22 protein-coding genes and 1 tRNA gene are annotated in these 24,682 nt (G+C 73.9%); 13 read left to right on the forward strand and 10 right to left on the reverse strand.

Annotation, left to right across the window (positions count from 1 at the left end; all coding sequences use genetic code 11):
* Positions 1 to 158 precede the first annotated feature (158 nt).
* The 5 genes from ACIG0D_RS00830 to ACIG0D_RS00850 all read left to right on the forward strand — a co-directional run bounded on the left by ACIG0D_RS00830 (position 159) and on the right by ACIG0D_RS00850 (position 3,540).
* Positions 159 to 968: an aspartate/glutamate racemase family protein gene (locus ACIG0D_RS00830; RefSeq protein WP_399796332.1), complete on the forward strand. Its 810-nt coding sequence runs from the start codon at positions 159 to 161 to the stop codon at positions 966 to 968.
* Positions 965 to 1,696: a decarboxylase gene (locus ACIG0D_RS00835; protein ID WP_399795448.1), complete on the forward strand. Its 732-nt coding sequence runs from the start codon at positions 965 to 967 to the stop codon at positions 1,694 to 1,696. Before ACIG0D_RS00830 ends, ACIG0D_RS00835 begins: the two co-directional genes overlap by 4 nt.
* Positions 1,697 to 1,834: 138 nt before the next feature.
* On the forward strand, positions 1,835 to 2,197 hold the full coding sequence (locus tag ACIG0D_RS00840; protein ID WP_399795449.1) for a hypothetical protein: 363 nt from the start codon (positions 1,835 to 1,837) through the stop codon (positions 2,195 to 2,197).
* A 700-nt stretch (positions 2,198 to 2,897) separates the two neighbouring features.
* Positions 2,898 to 3,476, forward strand: a complete 579-nt coding sequence (locus ACIG0D_RS00845; protein ID WP_365766561.1) for a bifunctional DNA primase/polymerase — start codon at positions 2,898 to 2,900, stop codon at positions 3,474 to 3,476.
* Positions 3,467 to 3,540: transfer RNA gene (locus ACIG0D_RS00850), tRNA-Lys, on the forward strand. The genes ACIG0D_RS00845 and ACIG0D_RS00850 overlap by 10 nt, the downstream gene beginning before the upstream one ends.
* Positions 3,541 to 3,624: 84 nt before the next feature.
* On the opposite strand, the gene ACIG0D_RS00855 is transcribed toward ACIG0D_RS00850, so the two are convergent.
* A complete protein-coding gene (locus tag ACIG0D_RS00855) occupies positions 3,625 to 4,890 on the reverse strand; it encodes a M6 family metalloprotease domain-containing protein (protein ID WP_399795450.1) in 1,266 nt (421 codons plus the stop codon).
* A gap of 312 nt (positions 4,891 to 5,202) precedes the next feature.
* Between ACIG0D_RS00855 and ACIG0D_RS00860 the strand changes: the two genes are divergently transcribed.
* Positions 5,203 to 7,110 carry a putative bifunctional diguanylate cyclase/phosphodiesterase gene (locus ACIG0D_RS00860; protein WP_399795451.1) on the forward strand — a complete coding sequence of 636 codons (1,908 nt, stop codon included), beginning with the start codon at positions 5,203 to 5,205 and terminating at the stop codon, positions 7,108 to 7,110.
* Here ACIG0D_RS00860 and ACIG0D_RS00865 read toward each other — a convergent pair.
* From ACIG0D_RS00865 to ACIG0D_RS00885, 5 genes are all read right to left on the reverse strand, one after another.
* A complete protein-coding gene (locus ACIG0D_RS00865) occupies positions 7,089 to 8,216 on the reverse strand; it encodes an LLM class flavin-dependent oxidoreductase (protein WP_399795452.1) in 1,128 nt (375 codons plus the stop codon). The genes ACIG0D_RS00860 and ACIG0D_RS00865 overlap by 22 nt on opposite strands.
* Before the next feature lie 150 nt (positions 8,217 to 8,366).
* Entirely contained in the window at positions 8,367 to 9,650 is a 1,284-nt protein-coding gene (locus ACIG0D_RS00870; RefSeq protein ID WP_365766569.1) for an AAA domain-containing protein, read from the reverse strand.
* Between the two features lie 137 nt (positions 9,651 to 9,787).
* Complete coding sequence (locus ACIG0D_RS00875; protein ID WP_399795453.1) at positions 9,788 to 11,383, reverse strand: hypothetical protein; 1,596 nt, start codon at positions 11,381 to 11,383, stop codon at positions 9,788 to 9,790.
* A complete protein-coding gene (locus ACIG0D_RS00880) occupies positions 11,374 to 12,618 on the reverse strand; it encodes a hypothetical protein (RefSeq protein WP_399795454.1) in 1,245 nt (414 codons plus the stop codon). The genes ACIG0D_RS00875 and ACIG0D_RS00880 overlap by 10 nt, the downstream gene beginning before the upstream one ends.
* Positions 12,569 to 13,558, reverse strand: a complete 990-nt coding sequence (locus tag ACIG0D_RS00885) for a phosphatase PAP2 family protein (RefSeq protein WP_399795455.1) — start codon at positions 13,556 to 13,558, stop codon at positions 12,569 to 12,571. Before ACIG0D_RS00885 ends, ACIG0D_RS00880 begins: the two co-directional genes overlap by 50 nt.
* A 156-nt stretch (positions 13,559 to 13,714) precedes the next feature.
* On the opposite strand from ACIG0D_RS00885, the gene ACIG0D_RS00890 reads away from it, so the two are divergent.
* A complete protein-coding gene (locus tag ACIG0D_RS00890; protein ID WP_399795456.1) occupies positions 13,715 to 14,311 on the forward strand; it encodes a histidine phosphatase family protein in 597 nt (198 codons plus the stop codon).
* Between the two features lie 200 nt (positions 14,312 to 14,511).
* Here the strand turns inward: ACIG0D_RS00890 and ACIG0D_RS00895 are convergent, their stop codons facing one another.
* A complete protein-coding gene (locus tag ACIG0D_RS00895) occupies positions 14,512 to 15,954 on the reverse strand; it encodes a tetratricopeptide repeat protein (RefSeq protein ID WP_399795457.1) in 1,443 nt (480 codons plus the stop codon).
* A 31-nt stretch (positions 15,955 to 15,985) separates the two neighbouring features.
* Here ACIG0D_RS00895 and ACIG0D_RS00900 point away from each other — a divergent pair, with 31 nt between their 5' ends.
* The 3 genes from ACIG0D_RS00900 to ACIG0D_RS00910 all read left to right on the forward strand — a co-directional run bounded on the left by ACIG0D_RS00900 (position 15,986) and on the right by ACIG0D_RS00910 (position 17,616).
* Positions 15,986 to 16,180, forward strand: coding sequence for a hypothetical protein (locus ACIG0D_RS00900; RefSeq protein ID WP_399795458.1), 195 nt, complete (start codon positions 15,986 to 15,988; stop codon positions 16,178 to 16,180).
* A gap of 72 nt (positions 16,181 to 16,252) precedes the next feature.
* The gene (locus ACIG0D_RS00905) at positions 16,253 to 16,696 is read left to right on the forward strand and encodes a hypothetical protein (protein ID WP_399795459.1); all 444 of its coding nucleotides are present in this window, start codon (positions 16,253 to 16,255) and stop codon (positions 16,694 to 16,696) included.
* 50 nt (positions 16,697 to 16,746) lie between these two features.
* Positions 16,747 to 17,616 (forward strand): spermidine synthase, encoded by an 870-nt coding sequence (locus ACIG0D_RS00910; protein WP_399795460.1) that lies wholly within the window; start codon positions 16,747 to 16,749, stop codon positions 17,614 to 17,616.
* Between the two features lie 35 nt (positions 17,617 to 17,651).
* Here the strand turns inward: ACIG0D_RS00910 and ACIG0D_RS00915 are convergent, their stop codons facing one another.
* A complete protein-coding gene (locus ACIG0D_RS00915) occupies positions 17,652 to 18,173 on the reverse strand; it encodes a hypothetical protein (protein WP_399795461.1) in 522 nt (173 codons plus the stop codon).
* A 141-nt stretch (positions 18,174 to 18,314) separates the two neighbouring features.
* On the opposite strand from ACIG0D_RS00915, the gene ACIG0D_RS00920 reads away from it, so the two are divergent.
* The 3 genes from ACIG0D_RS00920 (at position 18,315) to ACIG0D_RS00930 (ending at position 22,051) form a co-directional block, all read left to right on the forward strand.
* Positions 18,315 to 19,046 (forward strand): response regulator transcription factor, encoded by a 732-nt coding sequence (locus ACIG0D_RS00920; RefSeq protein ID WP_399795462.1) that lies wholly within the window; start codon positions 18,315 to 18,317, stop codon positions 19,044 to 19,046.
* Positions 19,043 to 20,458, forward strand: coding sequence for a sensor histidine kinase (locus ACIG0D_RS00925; protein ID WP_399795463.1), 1,416 nt, complete (start codon positions 19,043 to 19,045; stop codon positions 20,456 to 20,458). The genes ACIG0D_RS00920 and ACIG0D_RS00925 overlap by 4 nt, the downstream gene beginning before the upstream one ends.
* Before the next feature lie 105 nt (positions 20,459 to 20,563).
* Positions 20,564 to 22,051, forward strand: coding sequence for a cellulose binding domain-containing protein (locus ACIG0D_RS00930; RefSeq protein WP_399795464.1), 1,488 nt, complete (start codon positions 20,564 to 20,566; stop codon positions 22,049 to 22,051).
* 111 nt (positions 22,052 to 22,162) lie between these two features.
* Here the strand turns inward: ACIG0D_RS00930 and ACIG0D_RS00935 are convergent, their stop codons facing one another.
* Both ACIG0D_RS00935 and ACIG0D_RS00940 read right to left on the reverse strand, forming a co-directional pair.
* Complete coding sequence (locus ACIG0D_RS00935) at positions 22,163 to 23,623, reverse strand: GH1 family beta-glucosidase (RefSeq protein WP_399795465.1); 1,461 nt, start codon at positions 23,621 to 23,623, stop codon at positions 22,163 to 22,165.
* Between the two features lie 141 nt (positions 23,624 to 23,764).
* On the reverse strand, positions 23,765 to 24,676 hold the full coding sequence (locus ACIG0D_RS00940) for a carbohydrate ABC transporter permease (RefSeq protein ID WP_365757704.1): 912 nt from the start codon (positions 24,674 to 24,676) through the stop codon (positions 23,765 to 23,767).
* Positions 24,677 to 24,682 lie beyond the last annotated feature (6 nt).

The raw sequence follows: 24,682 nt of genomic DNA on the forward strand, positions 1-24,682 counted from the left end.
AGCCGTCTCTCCCAGCGGATCGGTTTTCGCCAGCGGCGTCTGACATGCACCGATTGACCACGCTCGCACCCGAACCTACCGTCGTCAACACGGGCGCCCGCACGGTCCGTTGTCCCGCGTCCGCGCCCTCCCACGTCTCCTGGAAGGCCGGTGCCGCCATGGACGTCACCCTGCTCGGCGGGCCCGGCGCGCAACGCGGCATCGGCGTCGTCGCCCCCTTCGACTTCGCGCTCGACCGCGAGCTGTGGCGCTGGGTGCCCGACGACGTCTCCCTCCACCTCACCCGCACCCCGTACGTCCCGGTCGAGGTCAGCCTCGACCTGGCCCGCCTGGTCAGCGAGCGCGAGACCCTGACCGACGCCGTGCGCACCCTGATCGCCGTCGCCCCGGAGGCCGTCGCCTACGCCTGCGCCTGCGGCAGCTTCGTCGGCGGGATCGCCGGGGAACGGGCGATGCGCACGGCGATGAGCCTGGCGGGCGCGGTGCCGTCCGTCACCACCTCCGGCGCGCTCCTGGATGCGCTGGCCGAGCTGGGCGCCCGCCGTGTGGCGCTGGTCACCCCGTACACGGTGTCGGTGACCCGCGCCCTGGAGGAGTACGTCGCCGAGGCGGGCGTCACCGTCACCGGCTGCGCGTTCATGGGGCTGACCCGCCGCATCTGGCAGGTGCCGTACCGCGAGGTCGTCGACATGGCCCGCCGCGCGGCCCGCGCCGGCACCCCCGAGGCGCTGTTCCTCAGCTGCACCAACCTCCCCACCTACGACGTCATCCCCCAGCTGGAGGCCGAGCTGCGGATCCCGGTGATCTCGGCCAACCAAGTGACGATGTGGGCGGCGCTGCGCCGACTGGGTACCCGAGCCGTGGGGCCGTACCAGGCTCTGCTGGACGAGGAGGCGCGCGTGTGGCCTCCCGTCCTGCCGGAACAAAACCCCGTGCTGCCGGAAGAACAGCAGGAAGGCTGGACATGACCGCACTCGGATTCCTCTACCCGGGCCACTCGGCCGAGGACGACTATCCCCGTATCGAGCAGCTGCTGGGCAGTGACATCCGGGTGGACCTGGTCCACACGGACATCGGCGAGGACGCCCACCGCGAGGACGCGCTGCGCGCGATGGGCTCCGCCGAGCGGCTGGCGGCGGGCGTCCAGGAGCTGCGGCACGCGGGCGCCGAGGCCGTGGTGTGGGCCTGCACCAGCGGCAGTTTCGTCTACGGCTGGGAGGGCGCCCACGAGCAGGTGCGCGGCCTCGCCGTGGCCGCCGGGATGCCGGCCTCCTCGACGTCCTTCGGCTTCGTGCACGCGAGCCGGGAGCTGGGGCTGCGGCGCGTCGCGATCGGCGCGACCTACCCGGACGCCATCGCCGGGCTCTTCGCGGACTTCCTGCGCGCGGCCGGCCTCGATCCGGTCGCCGTGCACGCCTCCGGGATCCTCACCGCCGCCGAGGTCGGCACCTGGGGCGAGGCCGAGCTGTTCGCGCTGGCCCGCGCGGCCGACCACCCGGACGCCGAGGCGGTCCTGCTGCCGGACACCGCCCTGCACACCGCCTCCCACCTCACCGTCCTGGAGAAGGAGCTGGGCAAGCCGGTCCTCACCGCCAACCAGGTCTCCGTCTGGGAGGCCCTGCGCCTGGCCGACCGCCGGGTGAACGCCCCCAGCCTCGGCGCCCTCTTCACGCGGGAGCCGATCGTCCAGGTGTGAGGTCCGCCCGTCCAGGTGTGGTGTTCGCCGCTACGAGGCCTTACGGCCTCCTTGCGCGGGCGGGGGAGAATGGAAGGTGGTCCGGCCGCGATGTCGGGGGGCGGGCCAGCCGATCCGTCCGTCAGAGGAGGCCACGACATGGCGGAGCCCACGCCGCGTCGCCACGAACCGCGGCTACGCCCCGCGCCCCTGCTCTTCGAGCCGGCCGAGGCGGCCGGCGACCCGGAGCACTTCTTCGATCTGGAGTCCATCGACGACCCGCGCGAGCTGCTGGCGCGGGCGACCGAGCTGACCCAGGCGTTCCGCGCGGCGGCGGACCGTGCCGTGGAGTTCCAGGCGATGGCGGCGGCCCAGCTCGCCGACCCGAGGCGGTTCGACCGGCTGACCACCGCGGACATCGCCGACCGGGCGGACTGGACCGAGGACTACGCCAAGAAGATGGTCGAGTTCGGCCGGGACCTGCTGCGGGGGGCGGACGGGCGGGGCCCCGACCCGGTCTGACGAAGCCATCGAGGCCGCCCGTCGCCCGGACCTCCGGGCCTCCGGGCCGTATGGCCCTCCGAGCCTCCGGGCCGTATGACCCTCCGGGCCTCCTGGGCCTCCCGGCCGTCCGGGTCCACCGAGCCCTCCGGATCAGCCGGGTCCACCCCACCGAGCCCTCCGGGTCAGCCGGGCCCTCGGCCTCCCGGTCAGCCGAGCCCTCCGGGCCGCCCGGACCTCCGGGCCGCCCGGACCTCCGGGCCGCCCGGACCTCCGAGCCGCCCGGACCTCCGAGCCGCCCGGACCTCCGAGCCGCCGGGGTCATCCTGGCCGCCCTGGCCATCCGTCCTGTCCTGGTCATTGGGCCGTCCTGGTCAGCCCGGGTCGCCCGGTCATCCGTGCCGCCCATGCCGCCGTGCCGCCCGGGCCTCCGGGCCGTCCGGGTTGGTCGAGCCGCCGGGGTCATCCGGTCCGTCCGGTCCGTCGAGCCGCCAGGGTCAGCCGGGCCGTCCGGGCCTCCGAGCCGCCCGGGCCGGCCGAGCCATCCAGGCCGTCCGGGCCTCCGGCCCCTCTCGGCCTCCGGGCCGTCCGGGCCCCCGGGGCAGGTGAGTGATCCACTTGGCATATGCCAGGCGGGCAAGATACCCGCTCCCGACCCTCCGTGTCCCCTTTTCCGGCAACCCTGGGAAACGGAACGTGTACAGCCGGTAGATCTGGGTGCATGAGCAGCAGCACAGTCACCGCCGACGGAGCCGACTGGCTCGTCTCGGCAGGAACGTATCCGCGCAGCACCCGCGCCCTCTGGGAGGAGCGCCCCGACGCCCCGGCCGTGCTGCCGTGCGGCACCGCCTTCGACGTGGTGAGCGCGCCCGCCATCTTCGGGCGCCGCATGCTGGACCGGCTGTGGGAGGACGGGCCGGGCTCGGGTCCGGTGGCCGCCTTCCGGGGCCGCGTCCTGCTGTTCGCGGCGCCGGGCACGGCCCAGCGGCTGCCCTCGCTGATGGAGTGGGAGGAGTGGGGCGGCCACGGCCGCACCGGCGAGATTCCGCCACTGCTCTGCCATGGCACCGGGGACGCCGTGACCGTCCCCCCGCTGATCGGCCCGGACGACGCGGCGGCCTCCGCGTCCGCCACGGGATCGCGCTGGATCGTCGCCCCCGACACCCGTCACCCCTGGCTGCCGGGCCCGGAGGTGCTGCTCTGGGCGGCCGTCCGGGCGGCCCGGGCGGCGGTGCGGATATCGATTTCGCCTCCCGCCGACCAGGATGCTAAGGTCTACGACGTCAGCAGGCGCCGCTAGCTCAGTTGGTTAGAGCAGCTGACTCTTAATCAGCGGGTCCGGGGTTCGAGTCCCTGGCGGCGCACTTGCGATTAGGTCGCTGACCTGGGCGTTCTCGGTTCCGAGGACGCCCTTTCGCTTGTCCGCGGCTCTTTTCGCCGCCGCCCCGTCACCGCACTGGCGAGATCTTTACGGTCCACGCCCCCGACGCCGTACGGCCCTCCACCTCGACGCGCACGTCCTCGCCGGGCACCGTGAAGCTCTCCCCGACGTCCACGGGGGCGTCGGCGAGCGCCGGGTAGACCGAGTTCTCCCAGCAGGCCTCCGTCTCCGGGTGGGCGTCGATCACCTGGACCGGGCCGCCCCCGGACTCAGCGCCGCTGCGCACCCGGTACACCAGGATGCCCTGCCGGCAGGCCGAGCGGTCGTTGCCGACCGCGCCCCGCGCCTCGAAGGCGAGCACGCTGTCGCGCCCGGTACGCACCACCGCCAGCTTGGTGCCCCGGCCGGTGCCGAAGACCGGCGCCCCGGCGGCCCCCGTCACCGGCACATCCGGCCCGGCGCTCAGCGACTCCAGGGTGAGCCGGGTCGGCCCGCTGCCCGGCACGCACACCACCTGGCGCTCCTCCAGCCAGCCCAGCTTCCACTTGTGCCAGCCGAACAGGTCCGGGGCGAGGCCGAACTGGCTGCCCATCAGGTCCCAGTCGCCGACATGGGTGTCCCAGTCGCCCTTGCCGTCCGACGGGCGGTGGTAGAGGTCCGGCAGGTCGAAGACGTGGCCGGTCTCGTGGGCGAGGACCAGCCGATCCGGCGGATGGTTCTCGAACACCGTGACGATCCGGCGGATGTCCGTGCCGTCCGCCCGCAACGGCGAATCCAGATTGACCACTTTCGTGGCATCCGAGTCCACACCGGGGGCGTGCGGATCGGCGACGAAGTAGACGACGTCGTAGCGCGAGAAGTCGACCTGCCCGTCGGTGACCGCGAGTGCGTCGCGCAGATAGGCGGCCCGGTGCCGGGCGCTCCAGTCGCGCTGTATGGCGTACGCCGTCGACGGGCGCGGCATCCGGATCCAGTGCCGCAGCGGATGCGGGCGCAGCGCGAAGCGGCCGTAGGACGCCTGCTGGAAAAAGCGGCTGGTGGCGGGGAAGTGGTCGGCCGTCAGCTCCTCGGGGGTGGTCAGCGGCGCGGAGTCCGGGAAGGACAGGAAGATCATCACCGCGTCCAGCGCGCGGGTCGGCCGGGGGTAGGCGGCGTTCCAGGTGTCCAGGCCCTCCGAGTGGTGCGCGTCGGTGCGTTCCAGGGCGCAGGGCGCCGCCGAGAAGGGCCCGGCGACCGAGGGCCCGGTGACGAGGGAGGTCGCGGCGAAGGCGGTCAGGGTGGTGAACAGGGCCGCGGTGCTGCGCAGTCGGGCGCGCGGGAGCGGACGCGGCACGGGAACCTCCGGATGCGGTCGGGGGGACACCGCATCCAGCCTGTGGCAGATTGTCGTACTGCGCCCTGTTTGTCTGGCCCGGACGAGTGAGATGGGCAAGGGGCCCGAACGGCGACACCCCCGAAGTGCTCACGGAACGTCACCAGTGGTCGTGAGCCTGAAGAAGGCGTCCAGCCGTGGGCAGAAACGATCCGCCCGCAGAATGGGTATGTGCTCAGTGGTGGGCAGTGGCTGGAAGGGCCGGAGGACACCCTCTATGATCGGCACACTTTCCTGCGCGGACGACGATCGAGTGCACTGCGGGAGCGAGCGGTGAGCGGAACCTCCGAAGGGCCGACGCCCGCGGCAGACCTCATCCGGTCGGCGGTCACAGAGAGTGACGCAAAGGCGCCGGGTGGTACGGACGCTGTCGCCTTCGTGCCCCTGGACCCGGACCCGGACACGGACATGACGGCGGACCTGGCCGCCGCGGCGGCGGGCGGTGACGCCGACTCCTACCGGTCCGCGTTCACCGCGGCACCGCTCGCCATGGCGGTCGTCGACCGCGACGGGCGGATCGTCACCGCCAACGACACCCTCGCCGCGCTGTTCGGCGGCCCGCCGGGCGGACTCGTCGGACGCGTCGCCGCCGACCTGCTCGATCTCTCCTCGGACTCCCGCACCTGGCACGCCTACCGCGAGGTGCTGCGCGGCCGGCAGGCGAAGCTGCGCTGCACCCGCCGGCTCAAACACCCCGAGGGGCACGCCGTCTGGGCGCAGATCACCGTCGCCCCGCTCGCCGACCGGGGGCCCGGCGTCCTGCTCTCCGTCACCGACATCAGCGCTCGCCGCGAACTCCAGGCACAGCTGCGGCACTTGCAGATGCACGACCCGGTGACCCGGCTGCCCAACCGCACCCTGTTCTTCGAACGCCTCTCCGCCGCCCTCGACACCGAGTCCTACACCCGCGGCGGCACCGGTCGGATCGGCCTGTGCTACCTCGACCTCGACGGCTTCAAGGCCATCAACGACACCCTCGGCCACCGCGTCGGCGACCGGCTGCTGGCCGCCGTCGCCGAACGCCTCACCCGCTGTGCCGAGAAAGCCGGCTACACCCGCTCCGGCGCGCCGCTCGTCGCCCGGCTCGGCGGCGACGAGTTCGCCCTGCTCGTCGAGGACTCCACCGGCACCGAGCAGCTCGCCGACCTCGCCGAGTCCGTCCTCACCGCGCTCCAGGCCCCGTTCGACCTCTCCGGGCAGCGGCTCAGCGTCTCCGCCTCCATCGGCGTCGTCGAACGGCAGACCGCCGGCACCACCGCCACCGGGCTGATGCAGGCCGCCGACACCACGCTGTACTGGGCGAAGGCCGACGGCAAGGCCCGCTGGACGCTCTTCGACCCCGAGCGCAACGCCCACCGCATGACCCGCCAGGCCCTCGCCTCCACCCTCCGCCCGGCCATCGACCGCGGCGAGTTCACCCTGGAGTACCAGCCGCTGGTCGGCATGGCTGACGGACGGCTCAGCGGGGTCGAGGCGCTGGTGCGCTGGAACCACCCGCAGTTCGGCACCCTGACGCCGAATCGGTTCATCGGATTGGCGGAAGAGGACGGCGCGATCGTCCCGCTCGGCCGCTGGATCCTCGCCACCGCCTGCCGCCAGGCCCGCCGCTGGCAGCTCGAACACCCCGACGAACCGCCCATCTTCGTCAGCGTCAACGTGGCCGTACGCCAGGTCTGGGACTCCGACCTCGTCGCGGACGTGGCGCAGACCCTCGCCGAGACCGGCCTCGCCCCGCACCTGCTGCAACTGGAGCTGACCGAGTCCGCCGTGATGGGCTCCTCCGGCCGCCCGCTGCGCGCCCTCCAGGCCCTCAGCGACATGGGCGTGCGCATCGCCATCGACGACTTCGGCACCGGCTACTCCAACCTCGCCTACCTCAGCAGGCTCCCGGTGTCCGTGCTGAAGCTGGACGGGTCGTTCGTCCGCGGCTTCCAGTACGAGGACAGCGGCGCGCACGCCAGCCCGGCGGACGAGGTCATCGTCGAGGCGATGATCCAGCTCGCCCACCGGCTCGGACTGACCGTCACCGCCGAGTGCGTGGAGACCTCCGCGCAGGCCGGACGGCTGCGCCGGATCGGCTGCGACACCGGCCAGGGATGGCTGTACTCCCGGCCGGTGGCGGCGGATCGTATCTCCGAGCTGCTGGCCTGCCCGGCGGGTCAGGCCGCCGGCAACCCGTAGGCGTCCGCGATGAGTTCGTAGCTGCGCACCCGCACCTCACCGGTCGGCGTGTTCGCCGTGATCATCAACTCGTCGGCGCCGGTGCGCTTCTGCAGATCGTCCAGGCCGGTGCGGACCTCGTCCGCGGTGCCGTGGATGATGTGCGCGCTCCACTGCTGCGTGAACTCCCGCTCCATCGGCGTGAACTCGTACGCCTCCGCCTCCTCCGGGCTCGGCACCAGCCCCGGCCGCCCGGTGCGCAGCCGTGCCATGCTCAGCACCGCCGCCTTCACCTCACGCCGCGCCACCCGCTCCTCGTCCGCGGCCAGCGCCGAGACGCCGATCAGCGCGTACGGCTCGGCCAGCACCCCGGACGGCTTGAAGGACTCCCGGTAAAGATCCAGCGCCGGGATGGTGTTCTGCGCCGAGAAGTGGTGGGCGAACGCGAACGGCATACCCAGCAGACCCGCCAGCCGGGCGCTGTAGCCGGAGGAGCCCAGCAGCCAGATCGGCGGGCGGTGCGGGGACTGCACACCGCCGGGGGAGGTGCCCTGCACGGGGCCCGGGACGGCGTGGATCCGCCGGTACGGGTGGCCGTCGGGGAAGTCGTCGTCCAGGAACCGGGTCAGCTCGGACAGCAGCCGCGGGAACTCGTCCGCCGCCTCCTCCGGCCGGTCCGTGCGGCGCAGCGCCGCCGCGGTCGCGCCATCCGTGCCGGGGGCGCGCCCGAGGCCCAGGTCGATCCGGCCCGGCGCCATGGCCTCCAGGGTGCCGAACTGCTCCGCGATCACCAGCGGCGCGTGGTTCGGCAGCATCACGCCGCCCGAGCCGAGGCGGATGCGGTCGGTGTGGGCGGCGAGGTGGGCCAGGATCACCGCGGGCGAGGAGGACGCCACGCCCGGCATCGAGTGGTGCTCGGCGACCCAGTAGCGGTGGAAGCCGCGGGACTCGGCCAGCCGGGCCAGCGCGACGCTGGTGCGCAGCGCGTCCGTGGAGGTGGTGCCGGCGCTGACCGCCGCCAGGTCCAGGACGGACAGCGGGACGGGGGCAAAGCCGTGGGCGGTGCCTTGGATGCCGTCGCCTTCGCCCGTACGGTTCTCGGCGTCCCGGGTGTCGTCTGCCGCCACGGTGGGGCCTCCTGCTCTCGTCGCCATGCGGTGGGGTCATGGGCGACAACGGGAGGCGGCGGGGGGTTCATTCCCTGGTCGGCGGAGGTAGGGGGGCCGGGGCGGGGGAGTAGGGGGTGCCCGCCCCGCACCCCCTGGGCCGCACAGGCGCTACGGCCGCCAGCTCACCCGGTGTTCCGCCAGGTGCGCCAGGACCGCGTGGTTCGCCTCCCAGCCGTCCGGGAACTTCACCAGCGTCCCCAGCTGCACCGGCTCCGTCGACGGATAGTCGTCCAGCAGCTCGCCCACGCCCGCGCGGCACACCACGACGCAGGCGTGCCGGTGCCGGGAGGCGAGCACGCACAGCCGGCCCGTCTCCAGGTGGAACGCGGTCGCGTCGGGGCGGCCGGAGAGCGGGTGCAGGACCACCGTCACGTCGTACTCCCGCCCCTGGAGCCGGTTCGCGGTGTCCACCGTGACGTCGCGCACACCCAGCTCGGCGAGGGCCGCGCGGACGGCCGCCGCCTGGTCGCGGTGGGCGGTGCCGACGGCGATCCGGTCGGCGGTCAGGGGAACGGGCTCGGGAGAGCGCTCGGAGGTGGCCGCACCGCCCCGGTCCAGCAGCCTGCGCACCACCGTGGCCACCGCCCGCACCGCCTCCGGGTCGGTGCGCGGGGTGTGCCGCGCGGGCAGCTCCAGCAGGCCCCAGCCGGACTCGGCGGCCTCGTCGATCACCCGGTCCGGGCCCGAGCCGTCCGACGGCACCGCGAAGGCCAGCCGGCGGTCACCGTGGCCGGTGCCGCTGCGGAACGGCGTGTACGGGTAGAAGGCGTCCGAGACCAGCGGCGCGGCCGAGGCGGGCAGCCGCCAGGACACCGGCAGCCGGTGCTGCGGCAGCCCCGGGTTGTGCGCGAGCAGCGTGGTCACCGCGGACGCCGACGGGTCGTACGACAGCCCCGCCCACTGCTCGCTGCCGACGATCGCGAACGGGTCGAGCTGACCCGGGTCGCCCACGAACAGCGCCCGCTCGAACAGCCCGGCGACGGCGAGCAGCGCGTCCGAGCGCATCTGGTAGGCCTCGTCGACGATCGCGTGCCGCCACGGCTCGTCGACCTTGACGTGGGCCCACTTGGCGGCGGTGGAGAGGACCACCGGCAGACCGGTCAGGTCGGCCGCCTTCGCCGACGTGCGGACCTGCGGCAGCTCGTCGAGCGCCTTGTCGTACGGGTCGGCGTCGCTGCTGTGCAGGCGGCCCACCGGCAGCTCGGGGTTCTTCTCGGCGAGCCGCAGCACCAGGTCGTCGACCTGGGCGTTGGTCTGCGCCACCACCATCAGCGGGCGGCCCGCGTCGGCCAGCTCCAGCGCCGCGCGGACGACGAGGGTGGACTTGCCGGCGCCCGGCGGGGAGTCGACGACGACACCCCGGTCCGGGCCGTGCAGGGTGTCGCGGAGGATCGCGTCGGTGGCCCGCGTGGCGGCGCCGGCCGGGTCGAAGGGGGTGCCGTCGGCGGCCTCGGCGGCGGAGGGGACACCGCGGCCGGTGGCGGCTTCGGGGTCGGACGGCGTACCGGGGTCGGTGGCGGCCTCGGCGGTCACAGCAGGTCCTCCTCGGTCACGGGGTCGGCGGGTTCGGGGGCGGGCTCCTCACCGGGCGGTCCGCCGTGCGTCCACGGGGTGTCCTCCGGGTCGGGCAGCTTGGCGCCGCCGCGCTGCTCGTGCTCGAACAGCGTCCAGCACAGCCGGTCGCCCTTCTCCGGCACCGAACCCGGCTCCGGCTCCTTGCCGCGGCCCATCTTGTCGAGGATCCGCAGGACGATCAGGGCGCCGTCCTCCTCGGCGGCCACGAACTCCGCCGCCTGCGGCCTGCCGCCCAGCGAGCGGTACACCTTCCCCCGCTCGCCGAGGTGCGGCCGGTCGTCCGTGCGGACCGTGACCAGTGGGCGGGGGCTCGGGCGCTTCCCCTCGCTGTACGCCATCTCGACGTCCACGACCTCGCCCGCGAACGCCTCCCCGGCCAGCCGCCGGCCTGCCATCACCAGCGGGTCGTCCAGGGCCTCCTGCGCCTCCAGACGGGCCTGCTCCCGCTCCCGCGTGGCCAGCTTGTTCGCCGCGGTCACCGCGTCGTCGTGGCGCGGCTGCGGCGGTTCACCGGACAGCACGCGGTCGCGGTGGCCGGTGAACGACCAGCGGTCGCGCGTCCAGCGCTCCTCGACGTGCCCGCCCTCGGGCAGCGCCCGCAGCAGGTCAAGGCCCCGCCACACCGCGTCCCAGGTCGGGCGCGTCACGCTCTCCACCAGGGCGCGGATCTCCCGCTCGGCGGCGGTGACGGCACCGAGCCGCTCGTCGGCCTCCATGCCGTCCTCGGCGGCGGCGAGGGCGCCCCGCGCGCGGTCGTAGCGCTCGATCGCCGGGGCGAGCAGCTTGTTGTCGAACGCCGGGTCGGTGGCCGGGCCGGCCGGCGGGCACAGCAGCTGGCCCCGCTCGTCGCGGGCCAGCTCGGCCCGCAGCGCCGCCTCGGCGCCCGAGCCGCCCTCCGGCGGGTCGATCCAGGAGAGCAGCGCGCCCAGGTGCTGGTCCTCCAGACCGGACTGACCGGTCGCCCAGTGCCGGGACAGCACCTCGGTCACGGCCAGCAGCAGCGAGGAGCCCGGCACCCGGGAGCGCTCCGCGTAGTGCGTCAGCCAGCGGCCCAGCAGCGGCACCCGGGGCGGCGCCGGATGCGGCGTCTGCGGGTCCTGCTCCGCCGTACGCCGAAAGCGCATGGAACGCCCCAGCAGCCGTACGAGGTCGATGCCCGCGCGGCTCGGCACGATCAGCTGCGGCGCGTCCGCGCACAGGTCCACCTCGACCTTGACGCGCTTGCCGGTCTCCGGGTCGGTCTCGGTGCGCTCGGCGGCCTCGACGGCGTCCGCGTACCCGTCGATGTACGGCAGCACGATGTCCGCCAGTTCGGCCAGGAACGCGAACCGCAGATCGCGGTCGCGCGGCTGCGGGACGACCAGCAGGCGGGGCGCGTCGCGGTCGGTGCCGACCAGCGCGCCGAGCGGCGCACCGGCCTCACCCGCGGTGGTCAGCGGCACGAGGACCAGTGGCCGCTCGGACAGATGCCGGTGCCGCACGGTGGCGGCGGGCTGGGCCCGGCCGGTGTCGACGGCCTCGAGCCGGGCGAGGGTGGCGATCAGGGACACGGGGCGACCTCCGGGGCGGCGGCGTCCTCGGCACTTCCGGTGACCACGGCACTTCCGGTGGCCACGGCATTCCCGGCGGCCACGGCGCTTCCGGCGGCCTCGGCGCTTCCGGTGGCCACGGGGCTCGCGGTGGCCAGGGCCTCCGCGCGGAGGCGGGCCGCGCGGCGGAGGGCGGCGACCGCCGGGTCGGCCGGGTCGCCGGTCTCGCCGCGGGCCGCCGACAGGACGGCGCCGACGGTGGTCAGCCCGCCCAGCTCGGCGCGGACCGCGCGGCCCAGCGAGGTCACCGCGCCGGCCGCGCGGGACCGCTCGCGGCAGTGGAAGGCCAGCTCGCACGCGGACAGGCACTCGGGCGCGTACGTCGCCGGGACCGACTCGACGGCGGCGGTCAGCTCGGCGGCCGGCAGCTCGGGGGAGAAACAGGTGCCCTCGGGGAGCGTGTCGACGATCTCCTCGATGCGGGTCAGCCGGGCCAGCTGGCGGCGGGTCACCGCGCGCTGCTTGCGCACGTCCACGGCGGAGGCGGCGGGCAGGTTGGAGAAGTCCTTCGGGCACACCAGCAGGATCCGGTGCCGCACCCGCGGGGCCGGGTCCAGTCGGGCCGCGACCTCCTCCAGCGCCAGCACGTACACCGCCGCCTGGCGGGCCGCCGCGCCCACCTTCGCCGGGTCCGCCGAGCCGTCCAGCATCGGGAACGACTTGATCTCCACGACCGTCCAGCTGCCGTCCGGGTGCACGACCACCGCGTCCGGCTCCAGGAACGCCGGGGACCCTGCCACGTCGAGGGCGAGCATCGGATGGTCGAGCAGCGTCCAGCCGCCCGCCTCGACGGCCTCCCGCAGCGCCAGCGCCGTACGCGCGGCCCGCCCCTCGGGGCCGATCGCGGACAGGTCCGGCACCGCCGCCCGCTCCGGCGGCTCGGCGCCCGGGTCCAGCTTCCGGTGCGCCAGCCGCACCAGCTCCGCGCCGCCGTCCGCCTTCACCCGCGCCTCGAACGCGTTGCCCCGGGTCAGGGCGAACTGCGACTGCCCGAAGGCGGACGGCGAGCCGAGCGCGTCCGCCAGTCTCGTCTTGTCCACCCCGGCCCCGTCGAGGACGGCGCGTCGCGCGCAGCCCGGGTTCGCGGCGAGCGCCGCGAGGGCACGCGCGTCGAGCGCCTTGGCCGGTACGTCGGGACCGCGCAGCTCAGCGAGCCGGTGCCGGAGCGCCGCCCCCTGCCTCCGAGGGTGCGGCACTCGGCTCGGCTCCCGGTCCGAACCGTGACTCGCGCTGCCGTGGAATTCGCTCACCCGCCGAAGTCTGGCATCCGTCACTGACAATCGAGGACGGAGTGCCCACGGCGACCGCCGTGGCGGGTGCGGTGGTGGGTGTGGTGACGGGTGCGGCGGCGGGTGCGGTACGGGCGGTCAGGCGGACCTTGACCCGGTCCGCGCAGCGCATCACGTACGGGGCGAGCAGCAGCCCGGCGCCCATCACCGCGGCGCCCGCGACCGCGTCGAGGAAGTAGTGGTTCGCGGTACCCATGACCACGATCGTCGTCACCAGCGGGTACACCACGGCGGCGGTCTTCGCGAGACGCGTCCCGCCGTACCGCCACAGCATCACCCCGCACCACAGCGACCAGCCGACGTGCAGGCTGGGCATCGCCGCGTACTGGTTGGTCATGCCGCCCAGCCCGCGCGGTGCGCTGGCCTCCCCGCCCCACCAGCCGTACGCGCTGTAGTGGGCCATGGTGTCCACGAAGCCGTGTCCGGCCGACAGCAGCCGGGGCGGGCAGGTGGGCAGCAGGGTGAAGCCGATCAGGCCGATGAAGGTCGAGGTCATCAGCCAGGTGCGGGCCGCGCGGTAGTGCGCGGAGCGCGAACGGAAGATCCAGATCAGGAGGGCGGGGGTGACCAGGTAGTGCAGCGAGGCGTACCAGAAGTCCGCCGGTATGCCTATCCAGGCCTCCCGCGTGAACAGGCGGTTCAGGGGGTGCTCGGCGTTGAGGTGGAGGGCCTTCTCGATGCGCAGGATGGCCAGGCCGTGCTCGACGGCCGTGGAGACATCGCCGCGGGCGAGGAGCCGGCCCGCCGAATAGCAGGCGTACACGAGGAGGATCAGCGGCAGCTCGGTCCACCAGCGCAGCCGGGTCCGTACGGATGCCTCGATGCCTGGTGACTCGGACTGCGGCATCCGATCGCCCTCCCCCTTCGTCTCATGTGTCGAGATAGCGCCTCCCACGGGCGCCCCGGCCCTGAAAGACGCAGAGATCGCCCCCGGGGTTGCCCCCAGACAGCGTGCGCGATGATGGACGTGTTCCGCCTCTGGTTTCCCCCGGAAAGGTCATCCATGGCACCGCGCATCCTGCTGGCCCGGCACGGACAGACGGAATGGTCGCTGTCCGGAAAGCACACCGGCAGGACCGACGTGCCCCTCCTCGACGAGGGCCGGCGCGGCGCGAAGCTGCTCGGCGAGCGGTTGCACCGGGCGCCCTTCGACGGCCTGCCCGGCGTCGAGGTGCGCACCAGCCCGCTGTCCCGCGCGCGCGAGACCTGCGAACTCGCCGGGTTCGGGGACCGCGCGCAGACCTGGGACGCGCTGATGGAGTTCCACTACGGCGCCTACGAGGGCATGACCCCGGCCGAGATCCAGGCGATACGTCCGGGCTGGCTCATCTGGCGCGACGGCGTCCCGGAGGGCGAGACCCTGGCCGAGGTGAGCGCCCGCGCGGACGAGGTCGTCGCCTGGGCCCTCGAGGCCGACCGCGACGTCCTCGTCTTCGCCCACGGCCACATCCTGCGCACCATCGGCGCCCGCTGGCTGGGCCTGCCGATCTCCTTCGCCTCCCGCATCCGCCTCAACCCGACGTCCCTGTCCATCCTGGGCTGGGCGTACGGCGAACCGGCGATCGAGAACTGGAACGATGTGGGTCACCTGGCGGGCTGACCGGGCGGGCGCCCTCGCGTAGCTGCGGGCAGTCGTGCCTCCTCCAGTGCCTCGAAGGGCCTGGGGCCCCCAGGGGCGGCACGGGTGGGCGCTGGGGGTACCCCCTGCTCGAAGAGCTCGGGGGAGGCACCCCGTTGCGCCGGGCTGCGCTCCCACCCCGGCCGGCCCCGGTTCCGGTCACCGTCCGGGAAACGGCCCCCTCACGCCGTACGCGCCAACCCCGCGTGCCGATCCAGGAACTCCGACACCCCGGCCGTACGCCGATGCGGCAGCAGCACCCGCGCGGTCCCCGCCAGCATCGTCTGCACCCGGGACGACTGCACCTGATGCAGCAGGTCCAGCACCCGCATTCCCGCGACCGCCGCCTCGTCGGGCCGCCCCTCGCGGGCGAGATCGTCCGCCAGCTCCGCGGTGTACAGCGCGATGTTCCGCGTGAAGTGCGGATCCTGCAGCCGCGCCGCCCGCCTCGCGTGCCGCGCGGCCCGCTGCCAGTCGCCCAGCGTCGACCAGCACTGCGCCTCCAGACCCTCCAGCTCGGCCTCGCCGTAGAAACTCATCCACTCGGGGTCCGCGTCCGAGGAGCCTCGCTCGAAGAGGGCCTTCGCGCGCGTGAGGGCCTGTTCGCATCCCGCGCGGTCCGCGAGCCCCGCCCAGCCGCCCGCCTCGCGCAGCGCCAGCAGCGACATCAGCCGGGAGGAGCCGAGGGGGCGCGCGATGCGCTGCGCGGCCTGCGCGGCCCGCACGGCCTCCCGGGGCCGCCCGGCGTCGCGCGCGAGGAACGCCGTGTTGCAGAAGGCGTGCGCCTCCAGCGCGTCGTCACCGGTCATCCGTGCGGTGGCCAACGCCTCCGCGTAGTGCGAGCGCGCGTCGTCGAAGCGGCCGGAGTCATGCGCCAGCCAGCCCACGGAGATGGCGAGTTCACCGGCGCCGGAGTGCAGCCGGTCGGCGGTCGCCTGCCGGGTCGCGCCGGCGTCCAGCAGCGCGTACGCGGCGCGCAGCGGAGCCGCCGCGCGCCGGTAGAGGCCGTCGGCGCCGTGCCGGTCGTCGAGCAGCCGGATCCGGCGTACGGCGTCTTCCAGGGCGCTTGCCTCACTCGCCCCGACGCGCCGGACGGGGCGCTGCGCGGCCGTGGCGTCGAGGGCGAGCCCGAAGGGGCTCAGCGAGGCGGCGGCGACGGTGGCGCCTCCGCCGGTCATGAATGCGCGACGCAGCACGTCGCTCTCCTCATAGTCGATGTGCGGGTCGTACGGGTACTGCGGGTCATACGGTTCAAACCCCGCACGCGTCTCACCGGTGGTGTGCGCCGGGCTCTGGTCGTGCGCGGGGGTTGTGTCCGCGGCGGCGCGCGCCCCGCGTCCGCGGACGGACGAACGGGGCGCGAACCCCAGGTCGGTGAGCGTGCGACCGGGGAACATATGCAGGAACACCCGCTCGTACGCGTAGTTGGGACAACGGATCTCGCCCGCTTCCACCCGTCCGATGTAGCGCGCGTCACAGCTGACCCGCTCGCCGATCTCCCGGGCGGCCCGGCGTACCGCCGCCGCGAACTCGGCGGGCGAACGCCGCCCGCGCAGCTGTCGGAAGGCGAGATTCGGCCGCGGGGGCCGACTGGGCTGAGACGAGGTCACCGTTGACGACGTCATGGCCGGGTCCTCTCGTGCGAACCGTCGAACCATGCCGGATATCGAGCGAGTTGACCAAACTGCCATGTTGCTGGCTTTATCGGTGTCACGCCCTGATTTCCGGCGGGCAAGAACGTACCTGCTGTCGCGGGTTCGCCACGCTGTGTTTGGCTACAAACCGGATATCTCATCCGTCATCTGCCATGAACTGCCATCCTTTGCGGCGCATTTCCGCCGTAGCCGTTGACGCCTTTCCGCGTTGGACACGATGGACCGGGAGCCGCCCGACTCCCGAACCGCTGGCGCAAGGAGGGGTTCCGTGGTGGAGGCCGGGATGGAGACCAGCCGGAGCATCGACACGTACACGCCGTCGGCCACGCCGCAGGCCGCGTGGGACCTCGTGACGGTCCCGGCCCGGCAGGGGCTGGAGGCGGTCGACATCCTGCGGCGCGGCGACGGGGACGGTGTCGGCGTCGGTCCCGTGCTGCACGACGGCGACGGCGACACCCTCGGTTTCCTGGTCCCGCCCGGCACCGCGGCGGCCTGGGACGTCCCGGGCAGCACCTGCACGGAGACCAACGGCAGCGGTCTGAGCCTCGTCCCCCCGCAGTCCGCCCCCGGCGGTACGGGCACCCCGGGCGCCGACTGCACCTGCTGGCTCCTCCCGCCCGACGAGTCGGACCGGGCGACCGACCCCGCCGTCCTGCGCCGGGCCCTGGGCGAGGCGGCCCGCATGATCGAGGCGGCGGACAGCTGTCGCTGACCGCGGGGGCCACCGGAGCAGCCAAGGACATCGGGGCCGATAATGGTCCAATGGGAAAGTCCAGGAAGTCCCGGCGGGCGTCGGTCGCTGCCGAGGCTGTCGTCGAGGCCGTCGACGGGGGGCTCGCGCAGCTGATACCGGACCGGGACCGGGCGCGGGCCTGGACGTTGTTGATCGACGGCGCGCCGCAGTCGCACGTCGATCTGGACGATCCGGCGTTTCTGTCCTTCGAGTACCAGCGGCGGCTCGGCCATGTCATCGATCTCGCCGCCCCGCCCGGCAGGCCCCTGACCGCCGTCCACCTCGGCGGCGGCGCCCTCACCCTGGCCCGCTATGTCGCCGCCACCCGTCCCCGCTCCACCCAGCAGGCCGTCGAGCGGGACGCGCGTCTCGTCCAACTGGTCCGCCGGGAGTTGCCGTTGGCGCCGACCGCGCGGATCCGGGTGCGTTCGACGGACGCCCGTGAAGGGCTCGCCAAGGTGCCGGACGGCTGGGCCGACCTGGTCATCGCCGATGTCTTCAGCGGCGCCCGCACCCCCGCCCACCTCACCTCGACGGAGTTCCTGGACGAGGTCCGCAGGGCCCTCAAGCCGGGCGGTGTCTACGCCGCCAACATCGCCGACGGCCCGCCCCTCGCGCATCTGCGCGCCCAGATCTCCACCGCAGCCGCCCGGTTCGCCGAGCTGGCGCTGGTCGCCGACGCGGCCGTACTGCGCGGCAAGCGGTTCGGCAACGCCGTGCTCGTCGCCTCCGACCTGCCCCTGCCGGTCGCCGAGCTGACCCGCCGGGCCGCCTCCGACCCGCACCCGGCCCGGGTCGAGCACGGCAGGGCGCTCACCGACTTCACCGGCGGCGCCGCCCCCGTCACGGACGCCGCCGCGGTCGCCTCACCCGCGCCCCCGGCCTCCGTCTTCCGCTGAGCCGTCCCCGGCGGGCCCCGGCCGCGGCGCGCGGCTCAGTACGTGCCGATCTCCACCCGCGGCGGGCCGTCGTGCCAGGTGCAGAACACCGACACCCGGTCCGCGCCGGAGGCGAACTCCACCCGGATCCACGTCTCCGTCTTCCACACCTGCATCGACCAGCCCGCCCCCGGCGTCGCCGACACCAGCGTCGCGGACCGCTCGCCCAGGTCGAACACGGCCCGGCCGCCCTCGGTGGTGTAGCTGCGGACCCGGCCGGACGCGGTCGCGGGGGACGCGGACGCGCTCGGACGGGCGGCCGGAGTACGGGACGGGGCCGGGTCCGGCCGGCGGGTGGCGGACGAGGTGCTCTTCGACGCCTCCGGGCGGCGGGTGCTCGCCGAGGTGGCCGGCGGCTCGTCCGGCGCGGCGGTCGGCTCGGCCGAGACGACCGGCAGGGCGCGCGGCGGATCGTAGGCCGTGCCCGCCATCACCGTGTGGACACCCCACCACGACAGCGTGGTCGCCGCGCCGGTGGCGAGCGTCCAGGCCAGTACGTGTACGACTCCTCTGAGCATCGCGGGCCATACTGCCCCACGACCGCCACCCCTGTCCCACCCGTCACGGCCACGGCCCCACCGGGCACCGGGTTTTCCACACCCCGCTGGTTGTCCACAGGGCCCGGACCCGTGTCGCCCGCATGGCGTACGGTGCGGCGCATGGCAAGTGTGCTCGTGGTCGAGGACGACCAGTTCGTACGCTCCGCGCTCATCCGGCATCTGACCGACGCGGCCCACACCGTGCGCAGTGTCGGCACGGCGCTGGAGGCGCTGCGCGAGGTCGCCCATCACCGTTTCGACGTGGTCGTCCTGGACCTCGGACTGCCCGACCTGGACGGGTCCGAGGCCCTGAAGATGCTGCGCGGCATCACCGACGTCCCGGTCATCATCGCCACCGCCCGGGACGACGAGGCGGAGATCGTCCGGCTGCTGAACGCGGGCGCCGACGACTATCTGACGAAGCCGTTCTCCGTGGAGCACCTGTCCGCGCGGATGTCCGCCGTGCTGCGCCGCTCCCGCGCGGGCGCGGGTGAGACCCCGGCCTCCCCGGTGCTGCGGGTGGGCGGCCTCACCGTCGACCCGCTGCGCCGCCAGGCCGAACTGGACGGCGTACGGCTGGACCTCACCCGCCGCGAGTTCGACCTGCTCGCCTTCCTCGCCGCCCGGCCCGGCGTGGTCGTCCCGCGCCGGGAACTGCTCGCGGAGGTGTGGCAGCAGTCCTACGGCGACGACCAGACCATCGACGTCCATCTGTCCTGGCTGCGCCGCAAGCTGGGCGAGACCGCGGCCCGCCCCCGCTATCTGCACACCCTGCGCGGAGTCGGCGTGAAGCTGGAGCCCTCGTCGGACGTCCCGGCCGTGCGGCACCCGGGAGCGGAGCCGGCGCCATGAGGTGGGCCCTGGTCAAGGTGTCGCTCGCGGTCACCGCGATGGTCGTGGTGGCCTTCGCCGTGCCGCTCGGCCTCGTCATCAAGGAGCTGGCCCGCGACCGCGCCTTCTCCGACGCCGAGCGGGACGCCGCCGAGATCGCCCCCGCGCTGTCCATCACCACCGACCGCGCCCAGCTCGAACGCGTCGTCGCCTCCGCCGGCTCCGACGCCGGGATGGCCGTGCACATACCGGCGGCCGACGCGGCGGCCGGCGGCACCGCACCGGTCGAGATCGGCCGGCAGCGGGCCGCCGACGCGGACATCGCCGCCACCCGGAAGCTGGGCCGCGCCTCCACCGCCGAGGTGCCCGGCGGATCCGCGCTGCTCCAGCCGGTCGCGCTCAGCTCGGGGAAGTTCGCCGTCGTCGAGGTGTACATCCCCGACACCGCCGTCACGAAGGGCGTCGGCACCGCGTGGGCGGTGCTCGCCGCGGTCGGCCTCGCGCTGATCGTCGGCTCGGTCGCGGTCGCCGACCGGCTCGGGGTGCGCATGGTGCGGCCCGCGCAGCGCCTGGTCGAAGGGGCGCGCGAGCTGGGCGAGGGCAAGCTGGGCGCCCGGGTGCCGGAGGAGGGGCCGACCGAACTGCGGCTGGCGGCCGTCGCGTTCAACTCGATGGCCGACCAGGTCGTCCAGCTCCTCGCCAACGAGCGGGAGCTGGCCGCCGACCTCTCCCACCGGCTGCGCACCCCGCTGACCGTGCTGCGGCTCAACGCCGCCTCGCTCGGCGACGGCCCGGCCGCCGAGCAGACCCGCGCCGCCGTCGCCCAGCTCGAGCGCGAGGTCGACACCATCATCCGCACCGCCCGCGAGGCCAAACCGCAGACGACCGCGCCCGGCCCGGGCGCCGGCTGCGACGCGGCCGAGGTGGTGCGCGAGCGGATGGCGTTCTGGTCGGCGCTCGCCGAGGACGAGGGACGTACCGTGCGCCTCGCCGGGGTCGACCGGCCGGTGCGCATCCCCGTCGCCCGCGCCGACCTGGCCGCCGCGCTGGACGCGCTGCTCGGCAACGTCTTCCGGCACACCCCGGAGGGCACCGCCTTCGCGGTCGACGTCCACAACGGCGACGACGCGGTGATCGTGCTGGTCTCCGACGCGGGCCCCGGCATAGCCGACCCCGAGGCGGCGATGGCGCGTGGCCGGGGCTCCGGCAGCGACGGCTCGACCGGCCTCGGTCTCGACATCGTGCGCCGGCTCGCGGAGTCCACCGGCGGCGACGTACGGATCGGCCGCTCGGTGCTGGGCGGCACCGAGGTGCGGATCTGGATCCAGGTGGACGGCCGGGAGCCGGTGCGCAGAGGCCACCGCGGGGCGGTGCGCCGACGCCGGCCGCGCGGGACGGCCTCGACCTTTAACCGGTCCCGATCCCTTCCTTAAGCGCACCCTAAGATCCTGAACTCCGGCCTGGATGGGGAGTTTTGCCCGATTCCGGATCGCTAGCGTGCTGCCGCACCCCACCCCCGAGCAGTGAGGCACCACGCGATGAGCACGCACCGGCGCAGGATCAGCGGCAGGAACAAGGCGATCGGCGGTGTCGTCGCCGCGGCCGTGGCGGGCGGCGGCGCGCTCCTGTTCACCGGCACCGCCCAGGCGGCCGGCGTCGGCGCCGCGTACACCAGGACCAGCGACTGGTCCACCGGATACACCGGGCAGTACGTCGTCACCAACGACACCGGTCAGGCCAAGGCCGACTGGACCCTGGAGTTCGACCTGCCCGCCGGGTCGCGGCTCGGCTCCCTGTGGAACGGCGAGTCCAGTGTGAGCGGACAGCACGTCACCGTCTCCCCGCCCGCCTGGGACAAGGACGGGCTGGCCCCGGGCGAGACGGTCACCGTGGGCTTCGTCGTCAACGGCGCCGGTGACCCCACCGGTTGCCGTATCGACGGCGCCAGGTGCTCCACGGACGACACCGCCACCCCCGAGCCGACCGGCCGCCCCACCCGCACCCCGAGCCCCACCCAGTCACCGACACCCACCACGACCCCCTCCCAGACGGCGAAGCCGACCCCCACGACCACCGCCCCGACCCCCACGGCGTCCCCCAGGCCCTCGGAGAGCACCGGCACCGGCACCCCCTCCGGCGCGGGCTTCGCCCCGTACGTCGACACCTCCCTCTACCCGGCGTTCGACCTGGTGGCCGCGGCCGAGGCCACCGGCGTGAAGGACTACAACCTCGCCTTCGTCACCGACGGCGGCGGCTGCACCCCCAAGTGGGGCGGCGTCACCGATCTGGCGAACGACGCGGTGGCCGGACAGATCGGCGCCCTGCGCGCCAAGGGTGGCGACGTCCGGGTCTCCTTCGGCGGCGCGGCGGGCAGCGAACTCGCCACCGCCTGCTCCTCCGCGGACGCGCTGGCCGCGGCCTACGGCAAGGTGGTCGACACCTACCGGCTCACCAAGGTCGATTTCGACGTCGAGGGCGGCGCACTGCCGAACACCGCGGCCAACACCCGCCGCGCCCAGGCCATCGCCGAGCTCCAGCAGCGCCACCCGGACCTGGACGTCTCCTTCACCCTCCCGGTGATGCCCGAAGGCCTCACCCAGGACGGCGTCAGTCTCCTCGCCGACGCCAGGAAGAACGGCGTGCGGATCGACACGGTCAACATCATGGCCATGGACTACGGCCCGGCCTACAGCGGCGACATGGGCACCTACGCCGAACAGGCCGCCACCGCCACCCAGGCCCAGATCAAGAGCGTCCTCGGCCTGTCCGACAGCGCCGCCTGGAAGACGGTCGCCGTCACCCCGATGATCGGCGTCAACGACGTGACCACCGAGATCTTCAAGGTCGACGACGCCACGCAGCTCGTGAACTTCGCCAAGGCCAAGGGAATCGGCTGGCTGTCGATGTGGTCCGGCACCCGCGACAAGCAGTGCCCCGGCGGCGCGCAGAACCACGCCGACGCCACGTGCAGCTCCATCGTCCAGGAGCCGTTCGCCTTCACGAAGGCGTTCGCCGCCTACAAGTGACCCCCTTCAGGAAAAAGCGCGGGGCGCGACACCCCCCACAGCGTCGCGCCCCGCTCCCCTTTCCCGGGGCCGGGCGGCCAAGGACAGGCCGCCGAGGTCAGGCGGCCGGCGTCAGGCCACTTCCTCCACGACCGGCGGCAGCGCCCCGGACCGCGCCACCTGCCCGTACCACAGCGCGCTCGACTTCGGCGTCCGCTCCAGCGTCGCGTAGTCCACGTACACCGCGCCGAAGCGCTTGCCGTAGCCGTACGCCCACTCGAAGTTGTCCATCAGGGACCACAGGTAGTAGCCGCGCACGTCGGCGCCGTCCGTGATCGCCCGGCGGACGGCCGCGAGGTGGCCGTGCAGATAGGCGATCCGCTCCGGGTCGTGGACGCGGCCGTCGGGGTCGGGCTTGTCGTCGTAGGCCGCGCCGTTCTCCGTGACGTACAGCGGCAGGCCCGGGGCCTCCCGGGTGTAGCGCATGATCAGCTCGTGCAGGCCGGTCGGGTCGATGGTCCAGCCCATCTCCGTGCGCTCGCCCGGCGTCTGGTGGAACGCCACGTCGTCCGCGGCCGGCCACGGCGAGTGCTCGCTCGTCCCGTGCCCGTCGGCCCGCGGCCCGCTCGCCGAGGGGTCCGCCGCCGAGACCAGGGTCGGCGTGTAGTAGTTGAGGCCCAGCGCGTCCAGCGGCTGGTTGATGACCGCCAGGTCGCCGTCGTGGACGTAGGACCAGTCGGTGAGCGAGGACGTGGCCGCGATCAGGGTCTGCGGGTAGGCGCCGTGCAGGATGGGGCCGTGGAAGACGCCGTTGGCGAGGTCGTCGATCTTCTGCCGGGCCGCCAGGTCCGCCGGGTCCTGCGACAGTGGACGGACCACCGAGGAGTTGAGCGAGATCGCGACCGAGTTGCGGGCCGGCATCACCGAGCGCAGCGCCTTCGCGCCGAGGCCGTGCGCCAGGTTGAGGTGGTGCGCGGCGCGCAGGGCCGACGCCGGTTCGGTGCGGCCCGGGGCGTGGACGCCGGAGCCGTAGCCCAGGAAGGCGCTGCACCAGGGCTCGTTGAGGGTGATCCACTGCTCCACGCGGTCGCCGAGGGCCTCGCCGACGATCTGCGCGTACTCGGCGAAGCGGTAGGCGGTGTCGCGCTCCGGCCAGCCGCCAGCGTCCTCCAGCTCCTGCGGCAGGTCCCAGTGGTAGAGGGTGACGGCCGGCTTGATGCCGTGCGCGAGCAGCTCGTCGACCAGGCGGCGGTAGAAGTCCAGGCCGACCTGGACCGCCGGGCCGCGGCCGGTGGGCTGCACCCGGGACCAGGAGATGGAGAACCGGTAGGCGGTAAGGCCCAGCTCCGCCATCAGGGCCACGTCCTCACGGAAGCGGTGGTAGTGGTCGACGGCGACGTCACCGTGATCGCCGCCGGCGGTCTTGCCCGGCGTATGGCTGAAGGTGTCCCAGATCGACGGGGTCCGGCCGCCCTCGCGGACCGCGCCCTCGATCTGGTACGCGGAGGTGGCCGCGCCCCAGAGGAAGGCCGGGGGGAAGGAGTCGGGGGTGGCCGGGGTCGCCGGGGTCACCGGATTCACGGGCTCAGACATGGAAGCGCTCCCATTGGGGGTCGTGGAGACCGACGTAGGACAGGAAGAAGAGGGGGGTGGCGAAGCGGCGGGAGGACAGGGGGCCGAGGCGGCGATGACCCGGCCCCCAGGGGAGAGGCGGACGCGCGGAGAAGACCGGCGTCAGCCCTTGACCGCGCCCTGCATGATGCCGCCCACGATCTGCTTGCCGAAGATCGCGAAGACCAGCAGCAGCGGCAGCGTGCCGAGCAGCGCACCCGCCATGATCAGGGACTGGTCGGGGGTGTAGCCGCGGCCCAGGCCCGCCACCGCGACCTGCACGGTGGGGTTGCCGGTCTGGGTCAGCACCAGGAACGGCCACAGGAAGTCGTTCCACGTCTGCACGAACATCAGCATGCCCAGCACGGCCATCGCGGGCCGCGCCGCCGGGAACACCACGTGCCACACCACGCGCCAGCTGCTCGCGCCGTCCACCCGGGCGGCCTCGATGATCTCGTCCGGCAGCGCCTGGATCAGGTACTGCCGCATGAAGAACACACCGAACGCGCTGACGATCGACGGGAAGATCACCGCCTGGAGCTGATCGGTCCAGTCCAGCTTGGCGACCATCATGTACAGCGGGATCACGCTGAGCTGCGGCGGCACCATCATCGTGCCGATCACGATCAGCATCATCGCGTTACGGCCCTTGAACCGCAGCTTGGCGAAGGCGAACCCGGCGATCGTCGACAGGAAGACGATGGTGGCCGCCGAGATGCCCGCCACGATGGTGGTGTTGAGGAACGCCTCGCCCAGGTTGGCGTCCGTCCACGCCAGTTCGAGGTTGTCGAACAGGTTGGCGCCGAACCAGAACGGCGGCGGGGACTCGGCCAGCCGGTTGTTGTCGCGGGAGGCGGCGATCGCCGTCCACACCAGCGGGAACAGCGAGCCGATGGTGAACAGGGCGAGGACCACGTAGGCGACCGGACCGGCGTGCAGCTGCCCGCCCGCCCGCGCGGACCGGGGGCGGCGCGAGCGTTTCGGCGCCTCCTCGGTCCGGTCCGGATCGGAGTGAGTCAAGGTCGTCGTCGTCACGGCCGG

Origin of the sequence: Streptomyces sp. NPDC052773, assembly GCF_044547145.1 — a bacterium.
Taxonomy (GTDB): Bacteria; Actinomycetota; Actinomycetes; order Streptomycetales; family Streptomycetaceae; genus Streptomyces.